Genomic DNA, 24752 nt, shown 5'->3' with positions numbered 1-24752 from the left:
GAGTGCCCCCAAACTGCCAGTGTCGCTGCCCACGGACGCGGCCCGCAAGCTCGTCTCGCCGGCCTACGCGCTCTACGAGCGTCGGCTGGTGAACGAGCTCACCAACGCCTATCGCGATGGGGCGCAGCGGCCCCGCCATGTGGCGGTGCTCTGCGACGGCAACCGGCGCTGGGCCCGGGCGGCCGGGTTCAGCGACGTGAGCCACGGCTACCGCATGGGCGCGAAGAAGATCGCCGAGATGCTGGAGTGGTGCGACGAGGCCGGTATCGAGCTCGCCACCATCTACCTGCTCTCGACCGAGAACCTGCAGCGCGATCCCGACGAGCTCGCTGCGCTGCTGGAGATCATTACCGACGTCGTCGAGGAGATCTCCGGCCCGGACAAGAACTGGTCCGTGAAGATCGTCGGCGCGATGGACCTGCTGCCGCCCGACGCCGCGCGCCGGCTCACTGCCGCCGCTGAGGGGACGAAGGGCCGCACGGGCACGCATGTCAACGTGGCCGTCGGCTACGGGGGGCGCAAGGAGATCGTCGACGCCGTGCAGTCCCTGCTGCGCAGCGAGCTCGCCGACGGGATGTCGGGGCAGGAGCTCGTGGACGCGGTCACGGTCGAGGGGATCGATCAGCACCTGTACACCAAGGGGCAGCCCGATCCCGACCTGGTGATCCGCACGTCGGGCGAGCAGCGGCTCTCCGGCTTCCTGCTGTGGCAGAGCGCTTACAGCGAGATCTGGTTCACGGAGGCCTACTGGCCGGAGTTCCGACGGGTCGACTTCCTGCGTGCGCTGCGCGACTACGCCGCCCGGCACCGTCGGTTCGGGGCGTAGAGCCGATCTGACCTGCGTCGACCGCTCTTGTGAGTGGTGATCGAGAAATTTCTATCACCAATTCCTGGTGATGCGCGCCACACGCTGTTACGATTTAATTATCAGTCGTAACAGGAGGGTGGAGAATGACGGAACTCGCAGAGCGTCCGGCGGTGTCGACCGCGCCCGAGCGGTACGGGCCGGAGTCGCGCTTCATCGACCCGCTGGGAATCGGTGGGACCGTGGCGGGGCAGTGGTCCTTCTTGCCGATCAACGGCGCCGCGTTCGTGATGCAGCTGATGCACCCGGTCATCGGCGACATCGTGGGGGAGTTCAGCGTCGCCTACACCGACCCTGTCGGCCGCGCGATCCGCTCGATGGACTCGGTGCAGCGCTGGTACTTCGGCGAGGACGCGGCGATCGAGGAGGGCTACCGGCTGCGTGCGCAGCACCAGCCGCTGCAGATGCGCAACGCCGAAGGGAAGCACATCAGCGCCCTCAACCCGGAGGCCTACGGCTGGGTGATCGCGACCGGCACGATCACGGGAATCGACTCGCTGCCGCGCAGCCTCGGCCGCCCGCTCTCCGACGCGGAGATCCGCGAACTCTTCGATGACTCGCGCAAGCTCGCCGCGATCGTCCAGGTGCCTGACGGTGCCGTGCCCTGGGAACCCCTCGCCTTCGCGAGCTACTACGAGGACATGCTGCCCAAGCTCGTCGCCCACCCGGGTGCGCTGCAGTTCCTCGACGATTTCGCGCACGGCAACCCGCCGCTGCCGCCGGAGGCGGGACCGTTCCTCAGGGCGGTCGAGCCGGCACTCAAGCCGATCGGCGTCTCGGTCAACCGCGCCGTCTACCTGCTCACCGTGGGGGTGCTGCAGCCCGAGGTGCGCGAGATCCTGGGTGTGGGGTGGACGCGCCGCGAGGAGTACTCGTACCGCGCCGTCACCGCGGCGATCCGCCAGGCGTACAAGGTGATCCCCGAGCGGGTGGGCTACACGCCGCTCGCGTACTACGCCCGCGGGAAGGCGCGCGCCCTGCGCGCCATGAAGCGGCGGGACCTGCCGGACTTCACCGCTTTCCAGCGTGAGCGCACGCCGGAGCAGCGCGCCACGTCGCCCTCCGCCGGCTGCCCGTTCGGCTGATCACTGCACGAGTGGGACGAGCGCCGTGCGCGCGTAGGCGCGCGCGGCATCGTCGTCCTCCAGATCGAACGGGGCGGGGGAGACGGCGAAGCACGCCGTGGTCAGGCGGACCAGGGCGTCGGCGCGGACGTCGGTCGCGTCCCCCGGCATCGTCCCGGCCTCCTGCTCCTGCACGATCATCGCTCGGACGAAACCGATGCCGTGGCGGACGGTGTCGAGTCGCTCGTCGGCGAACAGCTCCGCGCGTTCCCGCGGATCCGCGGGAACGAGGCCCCGACCCGCCCGGCAGCACAGCACGAAGACCTCCTCGATCCGCGTCGGGATGTCGGGGGTCGTCGCGACCACCTCTGCGGTCTGTGTGAACAGTCGACCCAGCGTCCACGCCAGAGCCGCGGCCAGGATCTCGTCCTTGGAGCCGAACCTCCGGAACAGGGTCATCCGGCTCATCTTCGCCTCGGCGGCGATCTTCTCCACCGTCGTGTGCCGCGTGCCCTCGCGGCTCAGCACGCGCAGCGCGGCGCGGTAGACGTGCGCGTCGGCGTCGGCGTCGTCGACGTCCGCCCGCGCGCCCGCCTGCAGCAGGAGTTCGGGCAGCGAGGCTCCGGGGCGGGTCATGGTGACCGATCGTAGGCGCGACGGTGCGTGGCCGGGCGCGGACCGTCAGAGCTTGCGCAACCGCACCCGGTTGATCGAATGATCGGAGTCCTTGCGCAGCACCAGCGTCGCGCGCGGGCGGGTGGGCAGGATGTTCTGCACCAGGTTCGGGCGGTTGATGCCCGCCCAGATGCCCTCGGCGCGGTCGCGGGCCTCGGTGTCGGAGAGTCCGGCGTAGTGGTGGAAGTGCGAGGCCGGGTCCGCGAACGACGTGGTCCGCATGGACAGGAACCGATCGACGTACCAGCGCTCGATGTCCTCGATCCGCGCGTCGACGTACACGGAGAAGTCGAACAAGTCCGAGACCATGAGTCGCGGCCCGGTCTGCAGCACGTTGAGGCCCTCCACGATGAGGATGTCGGGCCGGCGCACGTGGATGAACTCGCCGGGGACGATGTCGTACAGCTGGTGCGAGTACATGGGCGCCGTCGCGTCCTCCGCGCCCGACTTCACCGTGGTCACGAACCGCAGCAGGGCCCGGCGGTCGTACGACTCGGGGAAACCCTTGCGGTGCATGATGCCGCGGCGCTCCAGCTCCGCGGTGGGGTGCAGGAAGCCGTCGGTGGTCACCAGGTCGACCCGGGGGTGCGAGTCCCAGCGCGCGAGCAGCGCCTGTAGCACGCGGGCCGTCGTCGACTTGCCGACCGCCACCGAGCCGGCGACGCCGATGACGAAGGGGACCTGCGCATTGTGCCGCTGCTCGCCGAGGAAGGTCGCGGTCGCGGCGTAGAGCCGCTGTCGCGCCGCCACCTGCAGGTGGATCAGGCGGGAGACGGGGAGATAGACCTCGGCGACCTCGGCCAGGTCGATCTGCTCGCCGAGGCCGCGGAGATCGGACAGGTCGGCTTCGGTCAGCGACAGCGGAGTCGACTGGCGGAGCTCGCGCCACTGAGCGCGGTCGAGCTCGATGTACGGGCTCGGTTCGCTCACCGGACGAGGCACCCCGCGTCAGACATGCCCTCTAGTCTGGCACGCATGGAGGAGCTGAGCGTCACCGACCGTTACCTGCGGCTGGGCCTGCGGTTCGACCGCATCGAATCCGGTTTCGTGGACGCCTACTTCGGCGACCCGGCGCACCGTCGGGCGGTGGAGGCCGAGGACGCGCCCGAACCCGCCCGCCTCGCCGCCGAGGCCCACACCCTGCTGCGCGACGTCGCCGCCGACACCGCGCTCACCGCGCCGCGGCGCGAATTCCTGGCCGGGCACGTCGCCGCGCTCGAGTGCTCGGCGCGCAAGTTCGACGGTGCGCCGATCGGCTTCGTCGACGAGGTGAAGGCCTACTTCGACGTCGACATCGCCATGGGAGACACCGCCGACTACGAGGCGGCGCACGCCGCGCTCGACGAGATCCTGCCCGGGGCGGGCTCGCTCCAGCCCCGCATGCAGGCCCAGCGCGACCGCTTCCTGGTGCCCGCCGAGCGCGTGCCCGAGGTGGTGGACGCGCTGGCCGGCGCGTTGCGGGACGTCGTGCGCGGGCGCTATCCGCTGCCCGAGGCGGAGACCGTGCGGTTCGAGATCGAGCACGACAAGCCCTGGTCCGGCTTCAACTACTACCTGGGCGACTACACCTCGCGGGTCGCGGTCAACGGTGACCTACCGCAGTACCTCTCCTCGCTGCCGCATCTCATCGCGCACGAGGCCTACCCGGGCCATCACACTGAGCACTGCCGCAAGGAACAGCTGCTGGTCGCGCGGGAGAACCAACCCGAGCAGACCATCTTCCTGGTCAACACCCCGCAGTGCCTCATGGCGGAGGGCCTGGCCGACCACGCGCTCGATGCCGCGATCGGCCCCGGCTGGGGCCGCTGGGCGCAGGAGATCTACGCCGACCTCGGTCTGTCCTTCGACGGGGAGCTCGCCGAGCGGATGGCGGCGGCCTCGTCGGGCCTGCTCCACGTGCGGCAGGACGCCGCGCTGCTGCTGCACGACCGCGGCGCCAGCGAGGACGACGTGGCCGCTTACCTGCAGCGCTGGGGTCTCATGGCCGAGCGCAGCGCGCGGCAGTCGCTGCGCTTCGTCGGCTCGCCGCTGTGGCGGGCGTACATCAGCACCTACGTTGAGGGCTACGCGTTGCTGGGCACCTGGCTCGATCGCGCCGATTCCGGGCCCGCGCGGCTGGACCGGTTCGGCAGGCTGCTCGACGAGCCCCTCACCCCGTCTGCGCTGCGGCGGGAGCTCGCGGCTTAGGATGACCGCATGAGCGATTCCAGCGTGAACTCCGCGTCCCTGGCCGAACTCGATCCCGAGGTCGCGGCCGCCATGAACGGCGAGCTCGCGCGGCAGCGCGACACGCTGGAGATGATCGCCTCGGAGAACTTCGTGCCGCGCGCAGTGCTGCAGGCGCAGGGCTCCGTGCTCACCAACAAGTACGCCGAGGGCTACCCGGGGCGTCGCTACTACGGCGGCTGCGAGTACGTCGACGTGGTGGAGGACCTCGCCCGCAACCGTGCCAAGGAGCTGTTCGGCGCCGACTTCGCCAACGTCCAGCCGCACTCCGGCGCACAGGCGAACGCGGCCGTGCTGCAGGCCCTCATGGAGCCGGGCGAGACCCTGATGGGCCTCGACCTCGCGCACGGCGGCCACCTCACCCACGGCATGCGCCTGAACTTCTCGGGCAAGCTCTACGAGAACGTCTTCTACGGCGTCTCCAAGGAGGACCACCGGGTCGATATGGACGAGGTGCGCAAGATCGCCCTCGATTCCCAGCCCAAGGTCATCGTCGCCGGTTGGTCGGCGTACCCGCGGCAGCTCGACTTCGCCGCCTTCCGCTCCATCGCCGACGAGGTGGGCGCGCACCTCTGGGTCGACATGGCGCATTTCGCCGGCCTCGTCGCCGCGGGCCTGCACCCCAGTCCCGTTCCGCACGCCGATGTCGTCAGCTCCACCGTGCACAAGACGCTGGGCGGGCCCCGCTCCGGCATCATCCTGGCGAAGCAGGAGTGGGCCAAGAAGCTCAACTCCGCTGTCTTCCCCGGCCAGCAGGGCGGCCCGCTCATGCACGTGATCGCCGCTAAGGCTGTTGCGCTCAAGGTCGCGGGCACGGAGGAGTTCCGGGAGAAGCAGCAGCGCACGCTCGACGGTGCCAAGATCCTCGCCGAGCGGCTGAACGGTAAGGACGTCGCTGACGCCGGCATCACCGTGCTCACCGGCGGCACCGACGTGCACCTCGTGCTCGTCGACCTGCGCAACAGTGACCTCGACGGTCAACAGGCCGAGGACCTCCTGCACGAGGTCGGCATCACCGTCAACCGCAACGCCGTCCCCTTCGACCCGCGCCCGCCGATGGTCACCTCGGGCCTGCGGATCGGCACGGCCGCCCTGGCCAGCCGTGGCTTCGGTGAGAAGGAGTTCACCGAGGTCGCCGACATCATCGGCACCGCCCTCGCGCAGGGCAAGGCCGCCGACACCGCAGCGCTGCGCGCCCGCGTCTCCGCGTTGGCGCTCGAGGTCCCGCTGTACGAGGGCCTCGAGGACTGGGGCCTGCTCTCGCGCTGACCCCCGTCGACGTCCGACGGCTGCCGGATCACCCAGACGACCGCTGCATCGAACGGACTGCGATCGCGCCCGGCCTCGTGGTGGTCGCGGGTCGTCGTCACCGTGGTTTGAAGGCCGGGTGGGCGCTGCCTTACAGTGTCCGGGTGACTTCCAGCACTTCAGAGGACGACCTGACGCTCGCCATCGACAAGGCGCTGCCGGACATCCGCGCGGCCTACGTCGAGGCCGGCGACGCCTGGCAGCCGCACGACTACATCCCGTGGGACGACGGCCGCAACTACGCCTTCCTCGGCGGTGAGGACTTCGTCCCTACCGACGTCAAGGTCGACGCGGTGGTCAGCAACGGCCTCATCCTGGGCCTGCTGACCAAGGACCACCTGCCGTCCTTCCATCGCCTGCTGGCGCAGCACCACCTCATCGATTCGGACTGGGGTAAGTTCGTCGGCCACTGGACCGCCGAGGAGAACCGCCACGGCATCGCGCTGCGCGACCACGTCGTGGTGAGCCGCACCTGCGACGTCGAGCAGCTGGAGATGTGGCGCCTCGAGGCTGTGACCCGCGGCTACCGGCAGTACGAGGGCACCCGCGAGGAGATCCACATCGCCGAACAGATCGCCATGGTGATCGTTCACGAGGCGCTCTCCGCCGACTACTTCGACCGCCTCGCCGATTACGCCGAGACCGCCCAGGGCACGCCGCCCGGACTGGCTACCACCCTGCGCAAGGTCGCGAACGACGACCGCGTGCAGCAGCAGTACTGGACCGAGCTGCTCACCGTCGCGCTCGACGTCAACGAGGGGCACGTCAAGGACGCACTGCTTGCCCAGGCGCGCCTCGCCTCGCCCATCGGCGCCGAGACCGCGGACGGCCTGGACGAGGCCCGCCGTATCGTCACGGAGGCCGGCATCAGCTCGCCCGAGCGCGATCGCGAGATCCTGAACGGCCTCCTCGCGACCTGGGGTCTCGCCCTGTAACAACGGCCCCCGGCCCGTAACGAAGTGTTCACGAACGCGCCGCGCAGCCTCCGTGCCGCGCGGCGCGTTCGGCGTTAGTTTGGCGGTGACGGATTGCGGGGAAGCAGTTCGTCCCGGGAGGTTCCAACCGTGACTTCACTCATCGTCGCGAGAGGGCCGGCCCCGGTCCTCGTCGTCGGGGCGTAGACCACGCACCGAGACGTTTGGACCGGCCGGCCGCAGCTACACGCTTGCGTGGGCGCCGCGCAGGCTAGGAGCGTCACCGTGTCTTTCCGTGAGACCCCCCGCACATACGTGCTCGACACCTCCGTCCTGCTGTCCGATCCCTGGGCCATCACCCGTTTCGCCGAGCACGATGTCGTGCTCCCGCTCGTGGTGATCAGCGAACTCGAGGGCAAGCGTCACCACGCCGAACTCGGCTGGTTCGCCCGCGAGTCCCTGCGCATGCTCGACGACCTGCGGCTCGAGCACGGCCGACTCGACCAGCCGATCCCCACCCCGGGCGGGGGCACGGTCCAGGTCGAGCTCAACCACATCGATCCGACGGTGCTGCCGGTCGGTTTCCGCACGGAGACCAACGACGCCCGCATCCTCGCCTGCGCGCTCAACCTGCGCGCCGAGGGCCGCGACGTGGTGCTGGTCTCGAAGGACATCCCGCTCCGGGTCAAGGCCGGCGCGGTGGGTCTCGACGCGGACGAGTACCGGGCGCAGGACGTGGTGACCTCCGGCTGGACCGGTATGGAGGAGCTGGAGGTTCCGCGCGAAGTGATCGACGCGCTGTTCGCGGGCGGGGTCGTTGATCACGACGCCGCGCGGGACCTCCCGTGCAACACCGGCGTGCGGCTGCTCGGAGGAACGTCGAGTGCTCTGGGCCGCGTGACGGCGGAGAAGCAGCTGCAGCTCGTGCGCGGCGACCGCGAGGCCTTCGGGCTGCACGGCCGCAGCGCAGAGCAGCGCGTCGCCCTCGACCTGCTGCTCGACGAGTCGGTGGGCATCGTCTCCCTCGGAGGCAAGGCCGGCACCGGCAAGTCGGCGCTGGCGCTCTGCGCCGGCCTGGAGGCCGTGCTGGAGAAGCGGACGCAGCGCAAGGTCGTCGTCTTCCGCCCGCTCTACGCCGTCGGCGGCCAGGACCTCGGCTACCTGCCCGGCTCCGAGAACGAGAAGATGGGGCCGTGGGCGCAGGCCGTCTACGACACCCTCGACGGGCTCGCCTCGCCCGAGGTGATGGACGAGGTGATGTCGCGCGGGATGCTGGAGGTGCTGCCGCTCACCCATATCCGCGGCCGCTCGCTGCACGACTCTTTCGTCATCGTCGACGAGGCGCAGTCCCTGGAGCGCAACGTGCTGCTGACGGTGCTCTCGCGGCTCGGCTCGGGTTCGCGGGTGGTGCTCACGCACGACGTCGCCCAGCGCGACAACCTGCGCGTCGGCCGGCATGACGGCGTGGCTGCGGTGATCGAGAAGCTCAAGGGCCACCCGCTGTTCGCGCACGTCACGCTCACGCGTTCCGAGCGCTCGCCGATCGCCGCCCTCGTCACCGAGATGCTGGAGGAGTTCGCCCCCGGCGCATAGCTCGATCCGAAACCGGCCTCCAGCGTGACCACGATGGAAATGCTTCGCCGCGTGGTCCCTGGAGTCCGGTTTCGGAACGGGACAGCCGGCGTCGGCGACTACGCAGCGGGACGGGCCTCGATCGCGCGGAGGAAGCAGCGTGCGACCTCGAGGCGGCCGGCGTCGTAGCCCTCCCACTTCGTTGTCGGGACGTCCTGGTGCCCGACTTCCCGGAAGCCTCGCCGGGCGAAGAAGTCGGCGGCGCTGTCGCTGACGGTGACGGCGAAGACGTGCGTCAACCCCCGGGTGCGGCAGAGCTCGAACAATCCGTCGATGAGGAGGCTTCCGGCGCCGAGACCGGAGAACTCGGCGACGGTGATCAGCCCCGACACCTCGCCGTAGCCGGTGCCGGCGTACCGGTCGACTTCCAGTCCCACCACGCCCGCGAGGTGACCGGTGCGGAGCACCCGGGCGCCGAGGCCGCCGGCCGCCATCCTGGCGATCTCGGCGCGGCTGCGAGGTTTGAGGATCCCCTCCCGGACGCCTTGGCCCACCAGCGATTCGATCCGCGCGAAATCGTCGACCTGGAGCGGCGTCAGGTGGAGGTACCGGCCGTGCGTGAGCACCGTGCCGCGTCCATCGAACGTGAGGAGCTCGTAGGCGAGGTCGTCGGCGCGGCAGAGGTTCACGCTGTACGCCCCGCCCACGAGCGCCGCCTGCGCGGCGGGCGCGTAGTCGGGGAGCCCGCGTTCGGCCAAATGGGCGGCGAGCTGCTCACCGTGGAGGTCGATGTCGGCGTAGCTGCGGGGCGGGGTGCCCCAGCCCCCGCCCGGGTCGGTGAGCACCATCTTCGAAGCGCGTACGCTCGTGGACACGGCTCCCGCGGTCCACGCGAGGGCGGCGGGATCAGCCCCGACGACGACCCGCTTCGCGTCGGTGACGGTGAGCCAGAGGTCGGCGATGAAGTCGTCGTTCCAGGCCGACGCTCCGTGCACCACTCGCCCCCCGATCGCGGCGGCGGTCACGTCGACGTGGTCGGCCGGAACGACGAAGACGAAGCGCGTGTCCCCCGCCCTGAAGGCGTCGACCGTGCTGCCGGCGGCCCCGAGAGTCGCGTCGTTGATCAGCGGAAGCGCGACCACGATCGTGATCCCTCGGAACTCCTCGACGAAGAATTCGTGCTCGGGGAGTGGCACGCCCTCGCCGGAGACGGACGCGATGGCGCCCGCGTGGGATCCCTGGAGAGTGGGCGGCACCGGCCGGGCGGCCACGTGGGGGACTTCGGTCACGTCTGTCCAGGGTACTGGATGTGCATGCCCGCCACCGCAGTGTCGTAACGGCATCAGAGGCTTGTCATACCTAGCACCGCAAGGTATATGTATACCTAGTGGTTCTAGGTATGGGGGAGCGATGCACATCGATAAGGATCTGGTTGCCGCGTCGGCGACCCCGCTGGTGCTGAGCATCCTCAGCCGCGGCGACAGTTACGGGTACGCGATTCTCACCCGCGTCCGCGAGCTCTCCGGCGGGCGGCTGGAGTGGTCCGACGGCATGCTCTATCCGCTGCTGCACCGGCTCGAGCGCCTCGGGCACGTCGAATCGCGGTGGGGCGTGGCCGACACCGGCCGCAAGCGCAAGCACTACGCCATCACGCCCGCCGGACGGGAGGCGCTCGCGGACCGTCGGGACCAGTGGCGGGTCGTCAGTGCCGCCCTCGACGGTCTCTGGTCCGACGGTGCGCCGCACCCGGGGCTCGCATGACCGGCCCCGTTGACGCGCAGATCCAGCAGTGGCGCGGCTACCTGGAAGGCCGCCGGATGCGGGCCGAGGAGGTCGACGAGCTCGAGTCCCACCTACGGGACCAGATCTCCGACCTCGAGGCCCGTGGCCTCGACGGCGACGAGTCCTTCCTCGTCGCGGTCAAGCGGATGGGCGCTGCCGACGCGGTGGCGCACGAGTTCGCCCGCGAGCACTCCGATCGGCTCTGGAAGCAGCTGGTGCTGGGCAGCACCGACGGCGAATCCGCGCGGCGCGGCGAGCTGCCGGTGGTGCTCGCGCTCGGCGCGGCGGCCGGATTGTCGCTACTCGCGGTGCTGCACCTTCTCGGCGAGTCCGCGCCGCGCTTCGTCGGCTTCGCGGTCGCGCCCTTCCTCGTCGGGTACTTCGCGTGGAAGCGCGCGATGCCCGCGCGCTTGACGGCGGTGGTGCTCGGCGGATTCGCGGTGGTGGCGGGCGTCCTCGCCGCGTATCCGTTCGAGTCCGGCGGCTCCACCGAGGTACTCGCCGTCGTCGCCGCGCCGCTGGTGCTGTGGTTCGGCGTGGGCGTCGCCTACACCGGCGGCGCGTGGCGCTCGGCGCCCCGGCGGATGGACTTCGTGCGGTTCACGGGCGAGTTCGTCATCTACTTCCTGCTCATCGCCCTCGGCGGCGGCGCGATCACGGGCCTGACGATCGCGGCGCTGGGCTCCGTCGGGCTGGACGCGGAGTCGCCGGTCACCGAGTGGGCGCTGCCGATCTGCGTCGGCGGCGCGGTGCTGGTGGCCGCGTGGCTCGTGGAGGCCAAGCAGGAGGTGATCGAGAACATCGCGCCCGTGCTGACGCGGATCTTCACCCCGATCACGCTGGTCATGCTTCTCGTGGTGCTGGGCGCCTTCGCGTCGCGGCCTGGCCTCATCGGGGCCGACCGCGACCTCCTGGTGCTGATGACGGTGGTTCTGGTGCTCGTCGTCGGATTACTGCTGTACGCGGTCTCCGCCCGCGACCCGCGGCGCCGGCCGGACGTCTTCGACCGGCTGCAGGTGGCGCTGGTGGTCGCGGCGATCGCCGTCGACCTCGTGGTGCTCGTCGCGATGGTCACCCGCACCGCCGAGTTCGGCACGTCGCCGAACAAGGCCGCGGTACTGGGGCTGAACCTCGTGCTGCTGGTGATCCTCGCGGGCGCGGCCCGGCTGGGGCTCGGATTCGTCCGGGGGAGAAGAGACTTCGCCGCGATCGAGCGCTGGCAGACGAGCACGCTGCCCGCCTACGCGGCGTGGGCCGCGGTGGTCGCCCTCGCCTTCCCGCCGCTCTTCGGATTCAGCTGACGGCGGCCTCGCGGGCGCGGAACTGGGACGGGCTCGCTCCGTGGTGGCGTTTGAACGCGGCACTGAGCGCGAAGGCGGAGCCGTAACCCACGCGGCGGGCGATCGCGTCGAGCCCGTCGTCCGACGAGGTCAGTGCGTCGGCCGCCAGGGTGAGCCGCCACAGCGTGAGGTAGCGGCCGGGCGGCTCGCCCACGCCGGCGCGGAACCGCGCCGCCAGGCCGGCCCGGGAGACGTGCAGCGCGCCGGCCAGGGAGGCGACCGTCCACGGCCGCTCCGGCGACTCGTGGATCAGGTCCAGCGCGCCCGCGACCACGTCGTCGACGGTGCCCGACAGCCAGCCCGTCGGGGCAGTACGCGCGGCCGACCGGATCGCGACGCAGACCACGACGTCGAGGAGCCGGTCGATGACGAAACTGTGCCCGGGGCGCGGATCCGCGAGCTCGCGCCGTATCAGCCCGATCAGCGCGTCGTCGACCTCGCCGGGCGGCAGCACCGTGAACTCGGGGAGCTGTTCGACGAGGTGCCGGCCCACCTGGGAGGCCGAGGCGTACGTGCCGACCAACAGCTGATCCGGGCCCTCGTCGTGGTTGCCCCAGGTGAGCAGGCCGCGGTGGGTGGTCGAGCGCATCGACTCGGTGAGCGGTATGCACGCGCCGCCCTCCTCGATCCGCACAGTCGGCGGGCGTTCGGGCTCATCCGCGACGACGTAGTGCGGCCCGTGCGCGACCAGCGCGACGGCACCCGCCTCGAGCCGGATCCGGGTGTCCGCACCGGAGATCCACGCGGCGCCGCGGTCGACGGCGATCACGCTCAGCGGCGCACCGTCGTCGATGTCCACCGACCACGGCGGCACCATCGAGATGCGAAGCGAGAACAGGCCGTGCGCGCGAAGACCGGACACCATCCGGAACAGCGGGTCCATGTCGTCAGATTAGACGAATGCGTATGGAATGGGGGGTCTGAACTATGGATCACGCCACGATCCGAGGCGATTCTTGATCCATGACACTCAAATTCCTCCTCGGATCGGCCGCCCTGCTCAGCGGGGTTTTGGCCGGCTTCTACTTCGCCTACGCCACCGTCATCACAGCCCAGCGCGCCGTCCCCGACGGTGCCGAGGCCATGCGCCGCATGAACGACGCGGTCGAGCGGCCACCGTTCCTCGCGCTCTTCATGCTGGGGGCGCTGCTGCCGGTCGTGGCCGCCATCGCTCTGGTGATCGCGGACGGTTTCGATGCCCGGACGGTCGCGGGTGCACTGGGGGCGCTCTGTGCGATCGCGGCGTTCGTCCTCACGGTGGCGGTGAACGTCCCCCTGAACCAGCGGCTCATGACGGGCACCGTCGAATGGGCCGAGTTCGCGCGTAACTGGGGTGTATGGAACCTGGCGCGTCTGTGGCTCAGCGTCGCGGCCGCCGTGGGCCTCGCGATCCCGGCTCTGCGCTGACGGCACCGTCGAGCCCGGGTTCCCGCAGGTAGGGCAACCTAACCCGGACCGGTGATCCGCCGGGGAATACCCTCGTTACGTGACTTCGAACAGCCCCGAATTCATCTATTCCGACCTGCTGCCCATCGGTCCCGACACGACGCCGTACCGGCTCGTCACGGCCGAGGGCGTGGAGACCTTCGAGGTCGACGGGCAGAAGTTCCTCAAGGTCGCGCCCGAGGCGCTGCAGCAGCTGACCGCGGAGGCGATGCACGACATCAGCCACTACCTGCGGCCCGCGCACCTGCAGCAGCTGCGGAAGATCATCGACGATCCCGAGGCGTCGGGCAACGACCGCTTCGTGGCGCTCGACCTGCTCAAGAACGTCAACATCTCCGCGGGCGGCGTGCTGCCGATGTGCCAGGACACCGGCACCGCGATCGTCATGGGCAAGAAGTCCGAGGGCGTGCTGACCGGCGTAGACGACGGCGAGTGGGTCTCCCGCGGCGTGTACGACGCCTACACCAAGCTCAACTTGCGCTACTCGCAGAACGCGCCGATCACCATGTACGAGGAGAATAACACCGGCACCAACCTGCCGGCCCAGGTGGAGATCTACGCCACCGAGCAGGGGCCGAAGGGGCCGGAGTACAAGTTCCTGTTCATGGCCAAGGGCGGCGGCTCGGCCAACAAGTCCTTCCTGTTCCAGGAGACGAAGGCGATCCTCAACCCGGACCGCATCCTGAAGTTCCTCGACGAGAAGATCCGCTCGCTGGGTACCGCGGCCTGCCCGCCGTACCACCTCGCGATCGTCATCGGCGGCACGTCCGCCGAGTTCGCGCTCAAGACTGCCAAGTACGCCTCGGCGCACTACCTCGACGAGCTACCCGAGACCGGCTCCATTGCAGCGCACGGCTTCCGCGACAAAGAGCTGGAGGAGAAGGTCTTCGAGCTCACCCAGTCCTTCGGCATCGGCGCGCAGTTCGGCGGTAAGTACTTCTGCCATGACGTGCGTGTCGTGCGCCTGCCCAGGCACGGCGCCTCGCTGCCCGTCGCGATCGCGGTGTCCTGCTCCGCGGACCGCCAGGCCCTCGGAAAAATCACCGCCGACGGCGTCTTCCTGGAGCAGCTCGAGACCGACCCGGCGCAGTACATGCCGGATGCCGGTGTAGCGGAGGACATTGAGGGCGGTGCGGTCGTCGAGATCGACCTGAACCGGCCGATGCCCGAGATCCTCGCCGAGCTGTCGAAGTACCCGGTGAAGACCCGTCTGTCGTTGACCGGCCCGTTGGTCGTGGCCCGCGATATCGCGCACGCCAAGATCAAGGAGCGGCTGGACGCGGGCGAGGAGATGCCGCAGTACCTCAAGGATCACCCGGTCTACTACGCAGGCCCGGCGAAGACCCCGGAGGGTATGGCGTCCGGCTCCTTCGGCCCCACCACCGCGGGCCGTATGGACAGCTACGTCGACGAGTTCCAGGCCGCGGGCGGATCTCTCGTGATGTTGGCGAAGGGGAACCGGTCCAAGCAGGTCACGCAGGCCTGCGACACGCACGGAGGCTTCTACCTCGGCTCCATCGGCGGCCCCGCCGCCCGGCTTGCGCTCGACTGCATCAAGAGCCAGGAGGTCATCGAGTACCCCGAGCTCGGCATGGAGGCGGTGTGGAAGATCGAGGTCGAGAACTTCCCGGCCTTCATCGTGGTCGACGACAAGGGCAACGACTTCTTCACCGATCCGTCGGGTGAGGTCGCCCTGCCGCTCAGTGGGATTCGGGTGCGTTCGAAGGAGCGGTAGACCTTCTGGCGCACCGTGATCGGGTTCGACGGTGCGCCGCTCGTCTCGTCAGTCCGGGCGCAGGATCGTCACGGCGAAGTCGGCGCCGTCGTGCCAGGGCTTGACGTCCCACGTCGCGAGTCGCAGGTCAGTACGCAGGCCTGCCTCGGCGGCGTGGGCGTCCAGTCGATCCGGTGTGAGCCCGCGATCCGTGTGGAAGCCCACGACCGCGAATCCCTCGGGCGTCAAGTGCTTCCGGAAGTTCGCGAGCACCTGCGTCTCCGTGCCCTCGGCGACGAAGACCAACACGTTTCCCGCGCAGACGATCGCGTCGAACGTGCCGTCGAGGTCCAGTTCCGCGAGGTCCTGCACGAGCCACCGCGGACCCGGATGATCCTCCTGAGCCGCGGCGATGAGCTTCGGATCCACGTCCACTCCGGTCACGTTGTGACCCACCGAGTGCAGGTATCCGCCGATCCGGCCCGGCCCGCAGCCGGCGTCCAGGATCCGCGACCCGCGGCCCACCATCGCGTCCACGAGTCGTGCCTCACCAGCCAGGTCCGCGCCCTCCCGCGCCATCGTCCGGAAACGCTCGATGTACCACTCGCTGTGGCCTTCCTTGGTCTCGGTGAACCACCGCGGTGTGCTCATGCGGTCGACGTTACCCGCGGGCCGCAGTCCTACTACGCGCGGTAGTGGGTAGTGTCGAGGAATGACCGACATCATCGACCGGATCGGCACCGCTCCGATCGCCGCCGCGGGACTCGTGGGCGGCTACTACGTGGCCCGGGAGACGGGGATCCGCCCGCTCGGCGGCGTCGTGCTCGCGGCGGCGGGCGCTGCGGCCGCGCAGGGCTGGTACGCGAAGGCCGGAGCGGGGACGGCGGCCGCGCTCGGGGCGGTTTACCTGGGCGGATTCGGCGTATCCCATCCGTTGGCGAAGAAGATCGGAGCGTGGCCGTCGGTACTCGCCGTCGCGGCGGCGACCGCCGGTGCGTCCTACGTGCTCGTCGATCGTCGCTGACCCCGCGTGCCCGGGCACGCCGGCGGGCTATCCTCAGCGCGTGAGATTGAGAACAAGTTTCACAGCACTGACGATGGCGGCCGCGGCCACGTCCGCCATCGTCGGCTGCGGACTGCAGGTCGCGTCGCCGAACGACGCGTACCCGGGTTCGCGCAGCGTAGAGGCGAAGACTGCGAGGGACTCGTCATTCACGCAGGGTGACATCGGCGCGACGCCCACGGGCACGCCGCTCTACACCCGCCTGGCCAGGTCCAGCACCGTCGGCGATACGGGCCAGGCCCTGACCGCCACTCTCGCAGGCACCACCTATCGTAGCGCGACCGGCGTCTGGATCGGCTGCGAGGGCACCCCCTCGACTGCCGTCTACCGGCTCGCAGGTGAGTTCGCGAAGCTCACCGGAGTCCTGGGACTGCAGCCGCACACCCCGCGGGATTTGCGAGTGCGCGTCTCCTTCATCGTCGACGGCTCGACGAAGCTGGCCTCCGTGCTCGCGCGCGAGGACGCGCCGCGGACCATCTCGATCGCGCTCGACGGCGCCCGCTCGGTCACCGTATCCGCTCTCGCGACCGACGGCACGTGCGCGCCCGCCCCGGCTCCCTACGGCGCCATCGGCGCCGCGAGCCTCACCTGACCCGTTCGACGTTCGCCATGGCCAGCACGTCCAGCCTGCGATCGAGTTCCTCCAGCGTGAGCTTCTCGCCGATCAGCCCGCGGTCGATCACGGTCTGCCGGATCGTCTTACCCTCGCGCAGCGCCTGCTTCGCGACAGCCGCTGCCTCCTCGTAGCCGATCAGCGAGTTGAGCGGGGTCACGATCGACGGCGACGACTCGGCGAGCGTGCGCAGCCGGTCCTCGTGGGCGACCAGGCCCTCGATGCACTTGTCCGCGAAGAGGCGGGAGACGTTGGCCAGCAACGTGATCGACTCGAGCACGTTGCGCGCCATCATCGGGATGTAGACGTTGAGCTCGAAGGCGCCGTTGCCGCCGCCCCACACCACTGCGGCGTCGTTGCCGATCACCTGCGCGGCCACCTGCGTCACCGCTTCGGGGAGCACCGGGTTCACCTTGCCGGGCATGATCGAGCTGCCGGGCTGCAGGTCCGGCAGCGCGATCTCGCCGAGCCCGGTGAGCGGGCCGGAGCCCATCCAGCGCACGTCGTTGGCGATCTTGGTCAGCGAGACCGCAATCGTCCGCAGCGCGCCCGACAGCTCGACCAGACCGTCGCGCGCGGCCTGGGCCTCGAAGTTGTCCTTCGCCAGCCGGATGTCTTCGACCCCTGTCAGCCGCACCAGCTCCGCCACCACCAGCGAACCGAACCGCTCCGGCGCGTTGAGGCCCGTGCCCACGGCGGTGCCGCCGATCGGGACCTCGCCGACGCGGGGGAGCGTCGCCCGCACTCGCTCGACGCCGGCCTCGACCTGGCGGGCGTAGCCGCCGAACTCCTGGCCGAGCGTCACGGGCACCGCGTCCATGAGGTGCGTGCGGCCCGACTTCACCGTCGTCCGCCAGGCCGCGGACTTCGCCGCCAGCGCCGCCTGCAGGTGCTCCAGCGCGGGGATCAGTGTGGTGACTGCGCCCTCGGTCGCGGCGACGTGCGTCGCCGTGGGGAAGGTGTCGTTCGACGACTGCGACATGTTCACGTCGTCGTTGGGGTGCACCTGCACGCCGGCGCGGCCGGCGAGGGAGGCGATCACCTCGTTGGCGTTCATGTTCGAGCTGGTGCCGGAGCCGGTCTGGAAGACGTCGATGGGGAACTGGTCGTCGTGCAGCCCGTCGGCGATCTCCTGCGCGGCGGCGATGATCGCGGCGGCCTTCTCCGGCGCCAGCAGCCCCAGGTCCCGGTTGACCTGCGCCGCGGCGGCCTTGAGCAGCCCCATCGCGCGGATCTGCGCGCGCTCGAGAGGACGGAAGCTGATCGGAAAGTTCTCCACGGCGCGCTGCGTTTGCGCGCGCCACAGGGCGTTCACGGGCACCCGGACCTCGCCCATGGTGTCGTGCTCGATGCGGTACTCGGTCTCCGGGGTATCAGCGTTGTTAGCCATACCTTAGAAACCTACTCGGGCCCCGGGAATGTTCCCAGGGCCCGAGGAGAAGATCACTTCTCAGTCGAAGATCTGCGCGTAGGTCTTCAGCTTGGTCAGGCGGTGCGTCGCGTCCACGGTGCGGACGGTGCCCGACTTGCTGCGCATCACGATCGACTGCGTGGTCGCGCCGTCGGCGCGGTAGCGGACGCCGCGCAGCAGGTCACCGTCGGTGACGCCGGTCGCCGCGAAGTAGACGTGCTCGCCGCGCACCAGGTCGGTGGTGCCGAGCACCTGCGTCGGGTCGATGCCCAGGTCGGCGAGGCGCTGCTTCTCGACGTCGTTCGACGGTGCCAGGGTGCCCTGGATCTCGCCGCCCATGCAGCGCAGTGCGGCCGCGGCGATGATGCCCTCGGGCGTACCGCCGATGCCGACGAGGATGTCGGTCTTGGCCTCGGGGCGGGCGGCGGCGATGGCGCCGGCCACGTCACCGTCAGAGATGAGGCGCACGATCGCGCCGGTCGCACGGATATCGGCGATGAGCTGCTCGTGCCGGGGGCGATCGAGCACCGTCAGCGTGACGTCGGTGACCTTGATGCCCTTGGCCTTGGCGACCTTCGCGATGTTGTCCGCGATCGGGGCCTCGATGTCGATGACGCCGGCGGCCTCGGGGCCCACGGCGATCTTGTTCATGTAGAACACGGCCGAGGGGTCGTACATGGCGCCGCGCTCGGCGACCGCGAGGACCGCGATCGAGCCGGGCATGCCCTTGGCCATCAGCGTCGTGCCGTCGACGGGGTCCACGGCGACGTCGGTCGACGGGCCGAAGCCGTTGCCCACCTCTTCGCCGTTGTAGAGCATCGGCGCCTCGTCCTTCTCGCCCTCGCCGATCACGACCACGCCGCTCATCGACACCGTCGAGACCAGTTGGCGCATCGCGTCCACGGCCGCGCCGTCGCCCGACTCCTTCTGTCCGCGCCCCACCCAACGGCCCGCGGCGAGCGCGCCGGCCTCGGTGACACGGACCAGCTCCATGGCCAGGTTCCGGTCCGGCGCGATGGGGTTCTTCTCAGCGTGGGTATCGGACATGGATTCCTCCGGATCTCGAGCGCGCGGGTGGGCGCGGCGGGCCTCGCTCGATTCTTCCATGCCCTACCGGTCGGTGACGGGTCCGGTCGGGCCAGGGCCCGTTGGATCATGCCCGCCTCCACCGCCGGACGTCGCGCCCGGGATACTGGACGTCGTGGCTGACAAACCCCGGATCCTGCAGAACCGTCGCGACATGGTGTTCACGATGGTTCCGCTGATCGCCCTGTGCCTGATCGTCCTGTTCGCGTCGGGCAACTTCAAGCTCGGCTTCGGCGCCGACCCGAAGGACGAGACCGTCGAGCCGATCAACCCGAAGGGCGTCTTCCAGGTGTCGGCGGACACGCTCGGTTTCCCGGTGCGGATGCCCGGCGGCACGGGCGTGGTCGACGGGGTTCCGGAGGGCTGGAAGGCCACCGCCACCCGCGACGACGACGTGGTCGGCGGCAAGGTCTTCTCCGTCAATTACGTGACGCCCGAGAAGAACTCGCTGCAGCTCTCGCAGTCCGGATCGCCCGCCGACGTGGTGCTCGAGTCCGTCTACGGCGCGAAGGCCAAGCCCTCGGGCACGGTCCCCGTCGAGGGCCGGACCTGGGAGGTCTACGGACCGAACGACAAGAACCGCAGCGCCTGGGTCCTGCAGGTAGACGGTGCCGTCCTCGTCGTCTTCGGCGGCGGAACCGTGCCCCGGTTCACCGAGCTGGCCGCCGCGGTCCAGTCGCAGCAGCCGCTTCCGCGGTCCGGTGCGCCGGCCCCCGCCGCGCCCCGGTAAGCAGCGCGGCCCGTCCGCTCACTCCTCGGCGGCGATCGCGTTCTCGATGCGCTCCCGCGCGCCCGCGAGGTGCTCCTCGCAGCGCTTGGCGAGCGCCTCGCCGCGCTCCCACAGGTTCAGCGACTCGTCCAGGTCGATCCCGCCCTGCTCCAGTAGCTTCACCACCACCGCGAGCTCGTCGCGGGCCTGCTCGTAGCCCAGTTCGGCCACCGGTGTCTCGTCGCTCATGCCTCTTCCTCGGTTCGTGCGGAGATCTTCGTCACGCCCATGACGGCTGCGGACGCGGCACCGTCGGGCAGCCGGACCCGCAGTTGCGAGCCGGGCGCGAGTTCGTCGATACCGCGGACCACGGGGTTCTCGCCGTCCGGCGTCACCTTCTGCACTACGGCGTAGCCGCGCGCCATCGTCGCGGCGGGGCCGAGTGACGTCAGCCGCGCGGCCAGGTGCGCGGTCCGTTCGGATTCCCGTTCGACGATGCGCCGCACGTCCCGCCGGACGTCGCGCAACAGGCGCGCGACATCGTCGGCGCGGTCGTCGACGAGCCGCAGCGGGTGTGCGAACACCGGCCGCGAGCGCAGCGCGTCCACCGTGTGCTCCTCCCGACGGACCCACCCGCGCAGTGCGGCCGCCGCGCGCTCGCGCAGCTCGGCGATCCGTTCCAGCTCGGAGACCACGTCGGGCACGACCCGCTTGGCGGCGTCGGTCGGCGTCGCGGCGCGCACGTCGGCGGCGAAGTCGCAGAGCGGGTTGTCGGGCTCATGGCCGATCGCGGAGACGATGGGGGTGCGGGCCGCGTGCACGGCGCGGCACAGCGTCTCGTCGGAGAAGGGGAGCAGGTCCTCCACGCTGCCGCCGCCGCGGGCCATGATGATCACGTCGACCTCGGGGTCGGCGTCCAGGGCGCGCAGGGCCGCCACCAGCTGAGGAACCGCCGTCGGGCCCTGCACGGTGGCGTACTCGGCGCGGATGCGAACGTCGGGCCAGCGGCCCTCCGCGATCGACCGCACGTCGCGCTCGGCGGCGCTGGCCCGTGCGGTCACCAGCCCGACGGTGCGGGGAAGGAACGGCAAGGGCCGCTTGAGCCGCGGGTCGAACAGTCCCTCGGCGTGCAGCAGCTGCCGCAGCCGCTCGATGCGGGCGAGCAGCTCGCCCACGCCGACGGCGCGGATCTCGGTGATCCGCAGCGAGAGGCTGCCCCGCCCGGTCCAGTAGGTGAATCTGCCGCGCACGATGACCTGCGTGCCCTCGGTGAGCGGCACCTCGGAGCGGTCGAGCACGGCCGGTAGACACGTGACCTGCACTGAGACGTTCGCCGACGGGTCGCGCAGAGTCAGGAAGGCAGTGCCCCCGCCGCGGCGGTTGAGCTGGGTGATCTGCCCCTCGACCCACACCTCGCCGAGGCGGTCGATCCACTGCGCGATCTTCATCGAGACCACGCGCACCGGCCACGGGTGCTCCGCGGTCGACGGGCCGCCCGCACCGCTGCCGGGCGAGCCGGTGGAAGCCGGTCCGGTCACCGCGTGATGCGGTTCTCGAGCATCGTGAGGAAGGGCGGCCGCGCCTTGTGACCGCGCTCGTACTCGACGAGTGACTCCACCTCGGGCGTGGTGAGGCCGGGGAGCCGGCCGCGCAGCTGCGCCAGCGTGAGCTCGGGGTAGTCGATACGGAGCACGGCAGCGGGCAGGTCGTCGGGGGTCTCGGCGGGCGCCGTCGTGTCCGACGTCGCGGGGGCGGGGGAGCTGTACAGCGCGTACCGTCCGGCGCCCGCCGGTGCCTCGTCGGCGACCGGCTGCTCCGCCGCGGTCTGCGGGGCGGTGGCGACCGAGGTGGACTGCGTGGCACCGTCGGCCCGCACGGCGTGTGCCGGCGCGGGCTCGGGTGAGCGGGCGGACTCGGTGGCCGGTCGCACCTCGCCGTAGGCGGGCTTCGCCGCGGGCAGATCCACGTCGACGTCCTCGTCGTCGTCGAAGGTCGCCCAGGCGGCCTGCTCCTCCTCCTTGGCGGGGAAGACGCTCTCGAGCGCGCGGTCACCGCGGACGGCGAGGTCGGCCAGGTCCTGCTGGATGTGGATGAAGGCCTGCGCGGACTTGCTGCCCAGCGTGAGCGGGGCGGTCACGGCGCCCCCGACGATCTCCTGACCCTTCTCGGCGGCGAGGGCCACGGCCCCGACGGCGACGCGGACCACGAACGGTAAACGGCTCATGTGTCCAGGGTGCCTCATCGTGCTCACGGGCACACCGCCAGGTGCCGTAGCCTAGAGGCATGAGTTCTGGCAAGCGTGTCCTGCTGGCCGAGCCGCGTGGCTACTGCGCGGGTGTCGACCGTGCAGTGGAAACGGTCGAGAAGGCCCTCGAGAAGCACGGCGCCCCGGTGTACGTGCGCAAGGAGATCGTGCACAACCGGCACGTTGTGGAGACGCTGCAGGACAAGGGCGTGATCTTCGTCGACGAGACCGACGAAGTACCTGAGGGCTCGCTCCTCGTGTTCTCCGCGCACGGCGTCTCCCCTGCGGTGCACGAGGGCGCCGCGCAGCGCAGCCTGCGCACCATCGACGCGACGTGTCCGCTGGTCACCAAGGTGCACCAGGAGGCGAAGCGCTTCGCCCGCGACGATTTCGACATCCTCCTCATCGGCCACGAGGGGCACGAGGAGGTCGAGGGCACGGCAGGCGAGGCGCCCGAGCATGTGCAGCTCGTCGACGGTCCGGACGCGGTCGACAACGTCACCGTCCGCGACGAGGACAAGTTGGTCTGGCTCTCGCAGACCACGCTCTCGGTCGACGAGACCATGGAGACGGTCCGCCGCCTGCGGGAGAAGTTCCCCAAGCTGCAGGACCCGCCCAGTGACGACATCTGCTACGCCACCCAGAACCGGCAGGTCGCGGTGAAGGCGATGGCCCCGGAGTGCGATCTGGTCATCGTTGTGGGCTCGCGCAACTCGTCGAACTCGGTGCGGCTGGTAGAGGTGGCGCTGCAGGCCGGTGCCCGTGCCGCGTACCTCATCGACTTCGCCCGCGAGATCGATCCCGCCTGGCTCGACGGCGTGGAGACGGTCGGCATCACCTCCGGTGCATCAGTGCCCGAGATCCTGGTCAAGGGCGTTGTCGAGTACCTGGACGGCGAGGGCTTCCACGATGTCAAGGCCGTCACCACTGCGAACGAGACGCTGGTCTTCGCCCTCCCGCGTGAGCTGCGCCCCCGCGCCAAGGCCTGACCGCGTCACCCCCCCACGAGAAGGGCGCGCCACCGGAAACGGTGGCGCGCCCTTCTCGTCGGCGCGGTGGAATCAGTCCTTGTAGCGGTGCCGGCGGATCTGCCGGGGCTCGTCGGAGGGCTCTGTGAAGTCGTCCCGGAAGTTGGTCTCCACCGCCGAGTCCTCGCTCCGCGGCCGGTAGCGCGGGGGCCGGTAGTGCTCGTAGCGTCCCGGGTTCGACGGCGTCTCGCCCCTCCGCGCGATCCGCTCCTCGCCGGTCAGGCTAGGAAGATCGGGCTGCGCCGCGCGGCTGCCGGAGATGCGGGGGAGCGAGGCGAAGTCGTCGCGCGGGATCTGCGTGCGCTCCCGCCCGGGACGACGTGCTGCGGGGTCCACGCCGCGGGCGCGATCGATGTCGCCGGCCTCGCGTCGGTAGTCGCGCGCGTCAGCGGGGGGCGCGGCCCGCGCGGCGGGGGCGTCGGGGCGGCCCTCCGGACCCCGCGGAGTGCGCCACCGGGGCTGGGGCTCGCCGATCCGGCGACGCTCGTCGTCGTGCCGCAGTTCCCGCGAGTCGTGGATCCCGGGGCGCGGCCGGTCGCCCTGTGCCACGGCAGGGCGGGGCCGGGCGCCGCGCGGCATCGCCCGACGGTCATCCTCGTCGGGCTGCCTCGGCATCGCCGGCCGCGGGATCTGCCCCGAGTCGGGCCGGATCACGCGGTTGATTTGGGTCGCGGGTGCCCCGGTGTCGCGCGCGGCGATCTCCTCGCGGGTCCGAGCGAGGCGCGCGGCCGAATCCCGGCGCTGTTCGTCGCGCCGCACCGCATCGCGACGGAGATCGCGGCGCGGATCTTCTCGGCGCGCGGCCGAGCTGCGGCCCCGGACGGGGGCGTCGGCCGCGGCGGCGGGTTCCCGGCGGTCGGTCCGCTCCGCCCGCTCTCGGACAGCGCGGCTGGATCGGTGCTCGGTGGCGCGGCTCTGGTGGCGCTCGGAGCGGCCGGCACCGTTGCCGACGAGGGCAGCGGCGCCGACCGCGCCCGCGGCAGGCGCGGGGCGGAGGCGGCTGAATGCCGCGCGGATCCGCTCGCCGATCGGCAGCCCGGCGGACTCGGCGTGCCGCTTCCCGGCTCTGGCGGCAGCACCCGTGGCCCCAGCGCTCGCCGCGACGGCAGCGGGCTTCGCGGCTCCGACGAGGGCAGGCTCAGCCGTGTCGGGCTTCGCCGTACCGGGCTTGGTGCCGGCCTTGACACCTGCCTTGGCCGGTGCGGACTTCGCCCCCGCCGAGGCGCCGCGGCGCTGTGCGCTGCGGGCGTTCGCGGTGAGCGAGCGGTACTGCAGCAGGCGTACGCCGCCGATGACCAGCACGATCACCGTGGTCCAGAACATCCACGGGAAGAGCGAGATCATGGGGAAGAGCACATCGGTGAGGATCTGACTGGTCTTGCGCGGGCTGGGGAGGGAGAACCACCGGTACAGCGGGATCGCGGTGGCGATGATGAGCGGGGGCTGGACGATCGCGGTGAACAGCGCGCGATTGCGCACGGCGAGTACGGCGACGACCGCGCCGACCGACATTGCGAGCACACCGGCGTTCGCGCCCGCGAACTCGCCCGAGGCGAGGGCGCCCGCGGCGGTGAAGACCAGCATGGTCAGGACAGCGCCCCACCACGGCAGTCCGGGCACCGTCGCGAGCACGGAGCGCTCGTCGACCGGGACCTGGGAGCGGGACGGTGGGAACTTCGACACAGGTGAAC

At 70.7% G+C, this 24752-nt stretch carries 25 protein-coding genes; 14 read left to right on the top strand and 11 right to left on the bottom strand.

The features are described from left to right. Nucleotides 1–25: 25 nt before the first annotated feature. Both HNP44_RS12290 and HNP44_RS12285 read left to right on the top strand, forming a co-directional pair. Entirely contained in the window at nt 26–826 is an 801-nt protein-coding gene (locus HNP44_RS12290) for an isoprenyl transferase (protein ID WP_224645925.1), read from the top strand. Nucleotides 827–951: 125 nt separating this feature from the next. Further along, nucleotides 952–1950 (top strand): oxygenase MpaB family protein, encoded by a 999-nt coding sequence (locus HNP44_RS12285; protein ID WP_259140658.1) that lies wholly within the window; start codon nt 952–954, stop codon nt 1948–1950. Here the strand turns inward: HNP44_RS12285 and HNP44_RS12280 are convergent, their stop codons facing one another. Next, entirely contained in the window at nt 1951–2565 is a 615-nt protein-coding gene (locus HNP44_RS12280; RefSeq protein WP_259256885.1) for a TetR/AcrR family transcriptional regulator, read from the bottom strand. A 45-nt stretch (nt 2566–2610) separates the two neighbouring features. Then, nucleotides 2611–3546, bottom strand: a complete 936-nt coding sequence (coaA, locus tag HNP44_RS12275; RefSeq protein WP_068524428.1) for a type I pantothenate kinase — start codon at nt 3544–3546, stop codon at nt 2611–2613. A gap of 33 nt (nt 3547–3579) precedes the next feature. Between coaA and HNP44_RS12270 the strand changes: the two genes are divergently transcribed. The 4 genes from HNP44_RS12270 (at nt 3580) to HNP44_RS12255 (ending at nt 8645) form a co-directional block, all read left to right on the top strand. Next, nucleotides 3580–4791, top strand: coding sequence for a DUF885 domain-containing protein (locus HNP44_RS12270; protein ID WP_259140656.1), 1212 nt, complete (start codon nt 3580–3582; stop codon nt 4789–4791). Nucleotides 4792–4800: 9 nt separating this feature from the next. Then, entirely contained in the window at nt 4801–6099 is a 1299-nt protein-coding gene (glyA, locus tag HNP44_RS12265) for a serine hydroxymethyltransferase (protein ID WP_259140655.1), read from the top strand. A 143-nt stretch (nt 6100–6242) separates the two neighbouring features. After that, on the top strand, nt 6243–7073 hold the full coding sequence (locus HNP44_RS12260) for an acyl-ACP desaturase (RefSeq protein ID WP_259140654.1): 831 nt from the start codon (nt 6243–6245) through the stop codon (nt 7071–7073). A 264-nt stretch (nt 7074–7337) separates the two neighbouring features. Then, the gene (locus HNP44_RS12255; protein WP_259140652.1) at nt 7338–8645 is read left to right on the top strand and encodes a PhoH family protein; all 1308 of its coding nucleotides are present in this window, start codon (nt 7338–7340) and stop codon (nt 8643–8645) included. Between the two features lie 98 nt (nt 8646–8743). Here HNP44_RS12255 and HNP44_RS12250 read toward each other — a convergent pair whose 3' ends face one another. Continuing rightward, the gene (locus HNP44_RS12250) at nt 8744–9913 is read right to left on the bottom strand and encodes a GNAT family N-acetyltransferase (RefSeq protein WP_259140651.1); all 1170 of its coding nucleotides are present in this window, start codon (nt 9911–9913) and stop codon (nt 8744–8746) included. A 121-nt stretch (nt 9914–10034) separates the two neighbouring features. Here HNP44_RS12250 and HNP44_RS12245 point away from each other — a divergent pair, with 121 nt between their 5' ends. Beyond that, a complete protein-coding gene (locus HNP44_RS12245; protein ID WP_259140650.1) occupies nt 10035–10385 on the top strand; it encodes a PadR family transcriptional regulator in 351 nt (116 codons plus the stop codon). Beyond that, complete coding sequence (locus tag HNP44_RS12240) at nt 10382–11707, top strand: permease prefix domain 1-containing protein (protein ID WP_259140649.1); 1326 nt, start codon at nt 10382–10384, stop codon at nt 11705–11707. Before HNP44_RS12245 ends, HNP44_RS12240 begins: the two co-directional genes overlap by 4 nt. Here HNP44_RS12240 and HNP44_RS12235 read toward each other — a convergent pair. Further along, complete coding sequence (locus HNP44_RS12235; protein ID WP_259140648.1) at nt 11700–12629, bottom strand: AraC family transcriptional regulator; 930 nt, start codon at nt 12627–12629, stop codon at nt 11700–11702. The genes HNP44_RS12240 and HNP44_RS12235 overlap by 8 nt on opposite strands. Before the next feature lie 80 nt (nt 12630–12709). On the opposite strand from HNP44_RS12235, the gene HNP44_RS12230 reads away from it, so the two are divergent. Then, entirely contained in the window at nt 12710–13153 is a 444-nt protein-coding gene (locus HNP44_RS12230) for an anthrone oxygenase family protein (protein ID WP_259140646.1), read from the top strand. 79 nt (nt 13154–13232) lie between these two features. After that, complete coding sequence (locus tag HNP44_RS12225; RefSeq protein WP_259140642.1) at nt 13233–14927, top strand: fumarate hydratase; 1695 nt, start codon at nt 13233–13235, stop codon at nt 14925–14927. Nucleotides 14928–14975: 48 nt separating this feature from the next. Here the strand turns inward: HNP44_RS12225 and HNP44_RS12220 are convergent, their stop codons facing one another. Continuing rightward, nucleotides 14976–15557, bottom strand: coding sequence for a class I SAM-dependent DNA methyltransferase (locus HNP44_RS12220; RefSeq protein WP_259256884.1), 582 nt, complete (start codon nt 15555–15557; stop codon nt 14976–14978). Nucleotides 15558–15618: 61 nt separating this feature from the next. Here HNP44_RS12220 and HNP44_RS12215 point away from each other — a divergent pair, with 61 nt between their 5' ends. After that, nucleotides 15619–15930 (top strand): hypothetical protein, encoded by a 312-nt coding sequence (locus HNP44_RS12215; RefSeq protein ID WP_259140640.1) that lies wholly within the window; start codon nt 15619–15621, stop codon nt 15928–15930. Nucleotides 15931–15970: 40 nt separating this feature from the next. Next, nucleotides 15971–16561, top strand: a complete 591-nt coding sequence (locus HNP44_RS12210; protein ID WP_259140639.1) for an NPCBM/NEW2 domain-containing protein — start codon at nt 15971–15973, stop codon at nt 16559–16561. Here the strand turns inward: HNP44_RS12210 and HNP44_RS12205 are convergent. Both HNP44_RS12205 and glpX read right to left on the bottom strand, forming a co-directional pair. After that, complete coding sequence (locus tag HNP44_RS12205; RefSeq protein ID WP_259140638.1) at nt 16554–17972, bottom strand: class II fumarate hydratase; 1419 nt, start codon at nt 17970–17972, stop codon at nt 16554–16556. The two genes, HNP44_RS12210 and HNP44_RS12205, sit on opposite strands and share 8 nt — an antisense overlap. Nucleotides 17973–18032: 60 nt before the next feature. Further along, nucleotides 18033–19040 (bottom strand): class II fructose-bisphosphatase, encoded by a 1008-nt coding sequence (gene glpX, locus HNP44_RS12200; protein WP_259140637.1) that lies wholly within the window; start codon nt 19038–19040, stop codon nt 18033–18035. A gap of 154 nt (nt 19041–19194) precedes the next feature. Between glpX and HNP44_RS12195 the strand changes: the two genes are divergently transcribed. Beyond that, nucleotides 19195–19809, top strand: a complete 615-nt coding sequence (locus HNP44_RS12195; RefSeq protein ID WP_259140631.1) for a DUF4245 domain-containing protein — start codon at nt 19195–19197, stop codon at nt 19807–19809. Between the two features lie 18 nt (nt 19810–19827). Here the strand turns inward: HNP44_RS12195 and HNP44_RS12190 are convergent, their stop codons facing one another. From HNP44_RS12190 to HNP44_RS12180, 3 genes are read right to left on the bottom strand one after another with little or no spacing between them, the layout of a single operon-like run. Then, entirely contained in the window at nt 19828–20037 is a 210-nt protein-coding gene (locus tag HNP44_RS12190) for an exodeoxyribonuclease VII small subunit (RefSeq protein WP_259140630.1), read from the bottom strand. Continuing rightward, entirely contained in the window at nt 20034–21326 is a 1293-nt protein-coding gene (xseA, locus tag HNP44_RS12185; RefSeq protein ID WP_259140627.1) for an exodeoxyribonuclease VII large subunit, read from the bottom strand. The genes HNP44_RS12190 and xseA overlap by 4 nt, the downstream gene beginning before the upstream one ends. Beyond that, entirely contained in the window at nt 21323–22012 is a 690-nt protein-coding gene (locus HNP44_RS12180) for a lipid droplet-associated protein (protein ID WP_259140626.1), read from the bottom strand. Before HNP44_RS12180 ends, xseA begins: the two co-directional genes overlap by 4 nt. A 59-nt stretch (nt 22013–22071) precedes the next feature. Here HNP44_RS12180 and HNP44_RS12175 point away from each other — a divergent pair, with 59 nt between their 5' ends. Continuing rightward, nucleotides 22072–23022 carry a 4-hydroxy-3-methylbut-2-enyl diphosphate reductase gene (locus HNP44_RS12175; protein ID WP_224645876.1) on the top strand — a complete coding sequence of 317 codons (951 nt, stop codon included), beginning with the start codon at nt 22072–22074 and terminating at the stop codon, nt 23020–23022. 72 nt (nt 23023–23094) lie between these two features. Here the strand turns inward: HNP44_RS12175 and HNP44_RS12170 are convergent, their stop codons facing one another. After that, nucleotides 23095–24744, bottom strand: coding sequence for a DUF6542 domain-containing protein (locus HNP44_RS12170; RefSeq protein WP_259140624.1), 1650 nt, complete (start codon nt 24742–24744; stop codon nt 23095–23097). Nucleotides 24745–24752: the final 8 nt, after the last annotated feature.

The sequence above is a fragment of the Tsukamurella ocularis genome, assembly GCF_024807615.1.
Taxonomy (GTDB): Bacteria; Actinomycetota; Actinomycetes; order Mycobacteriales; family Mycobacteriaceae; genus Tsukamurella; species Tsukamurella ocularis.
The sequence above is the reverse complement of the archived record's forward strand: the minus strand, read 5'-3'. Positions and strand labels throughout refer to the sequence as shown.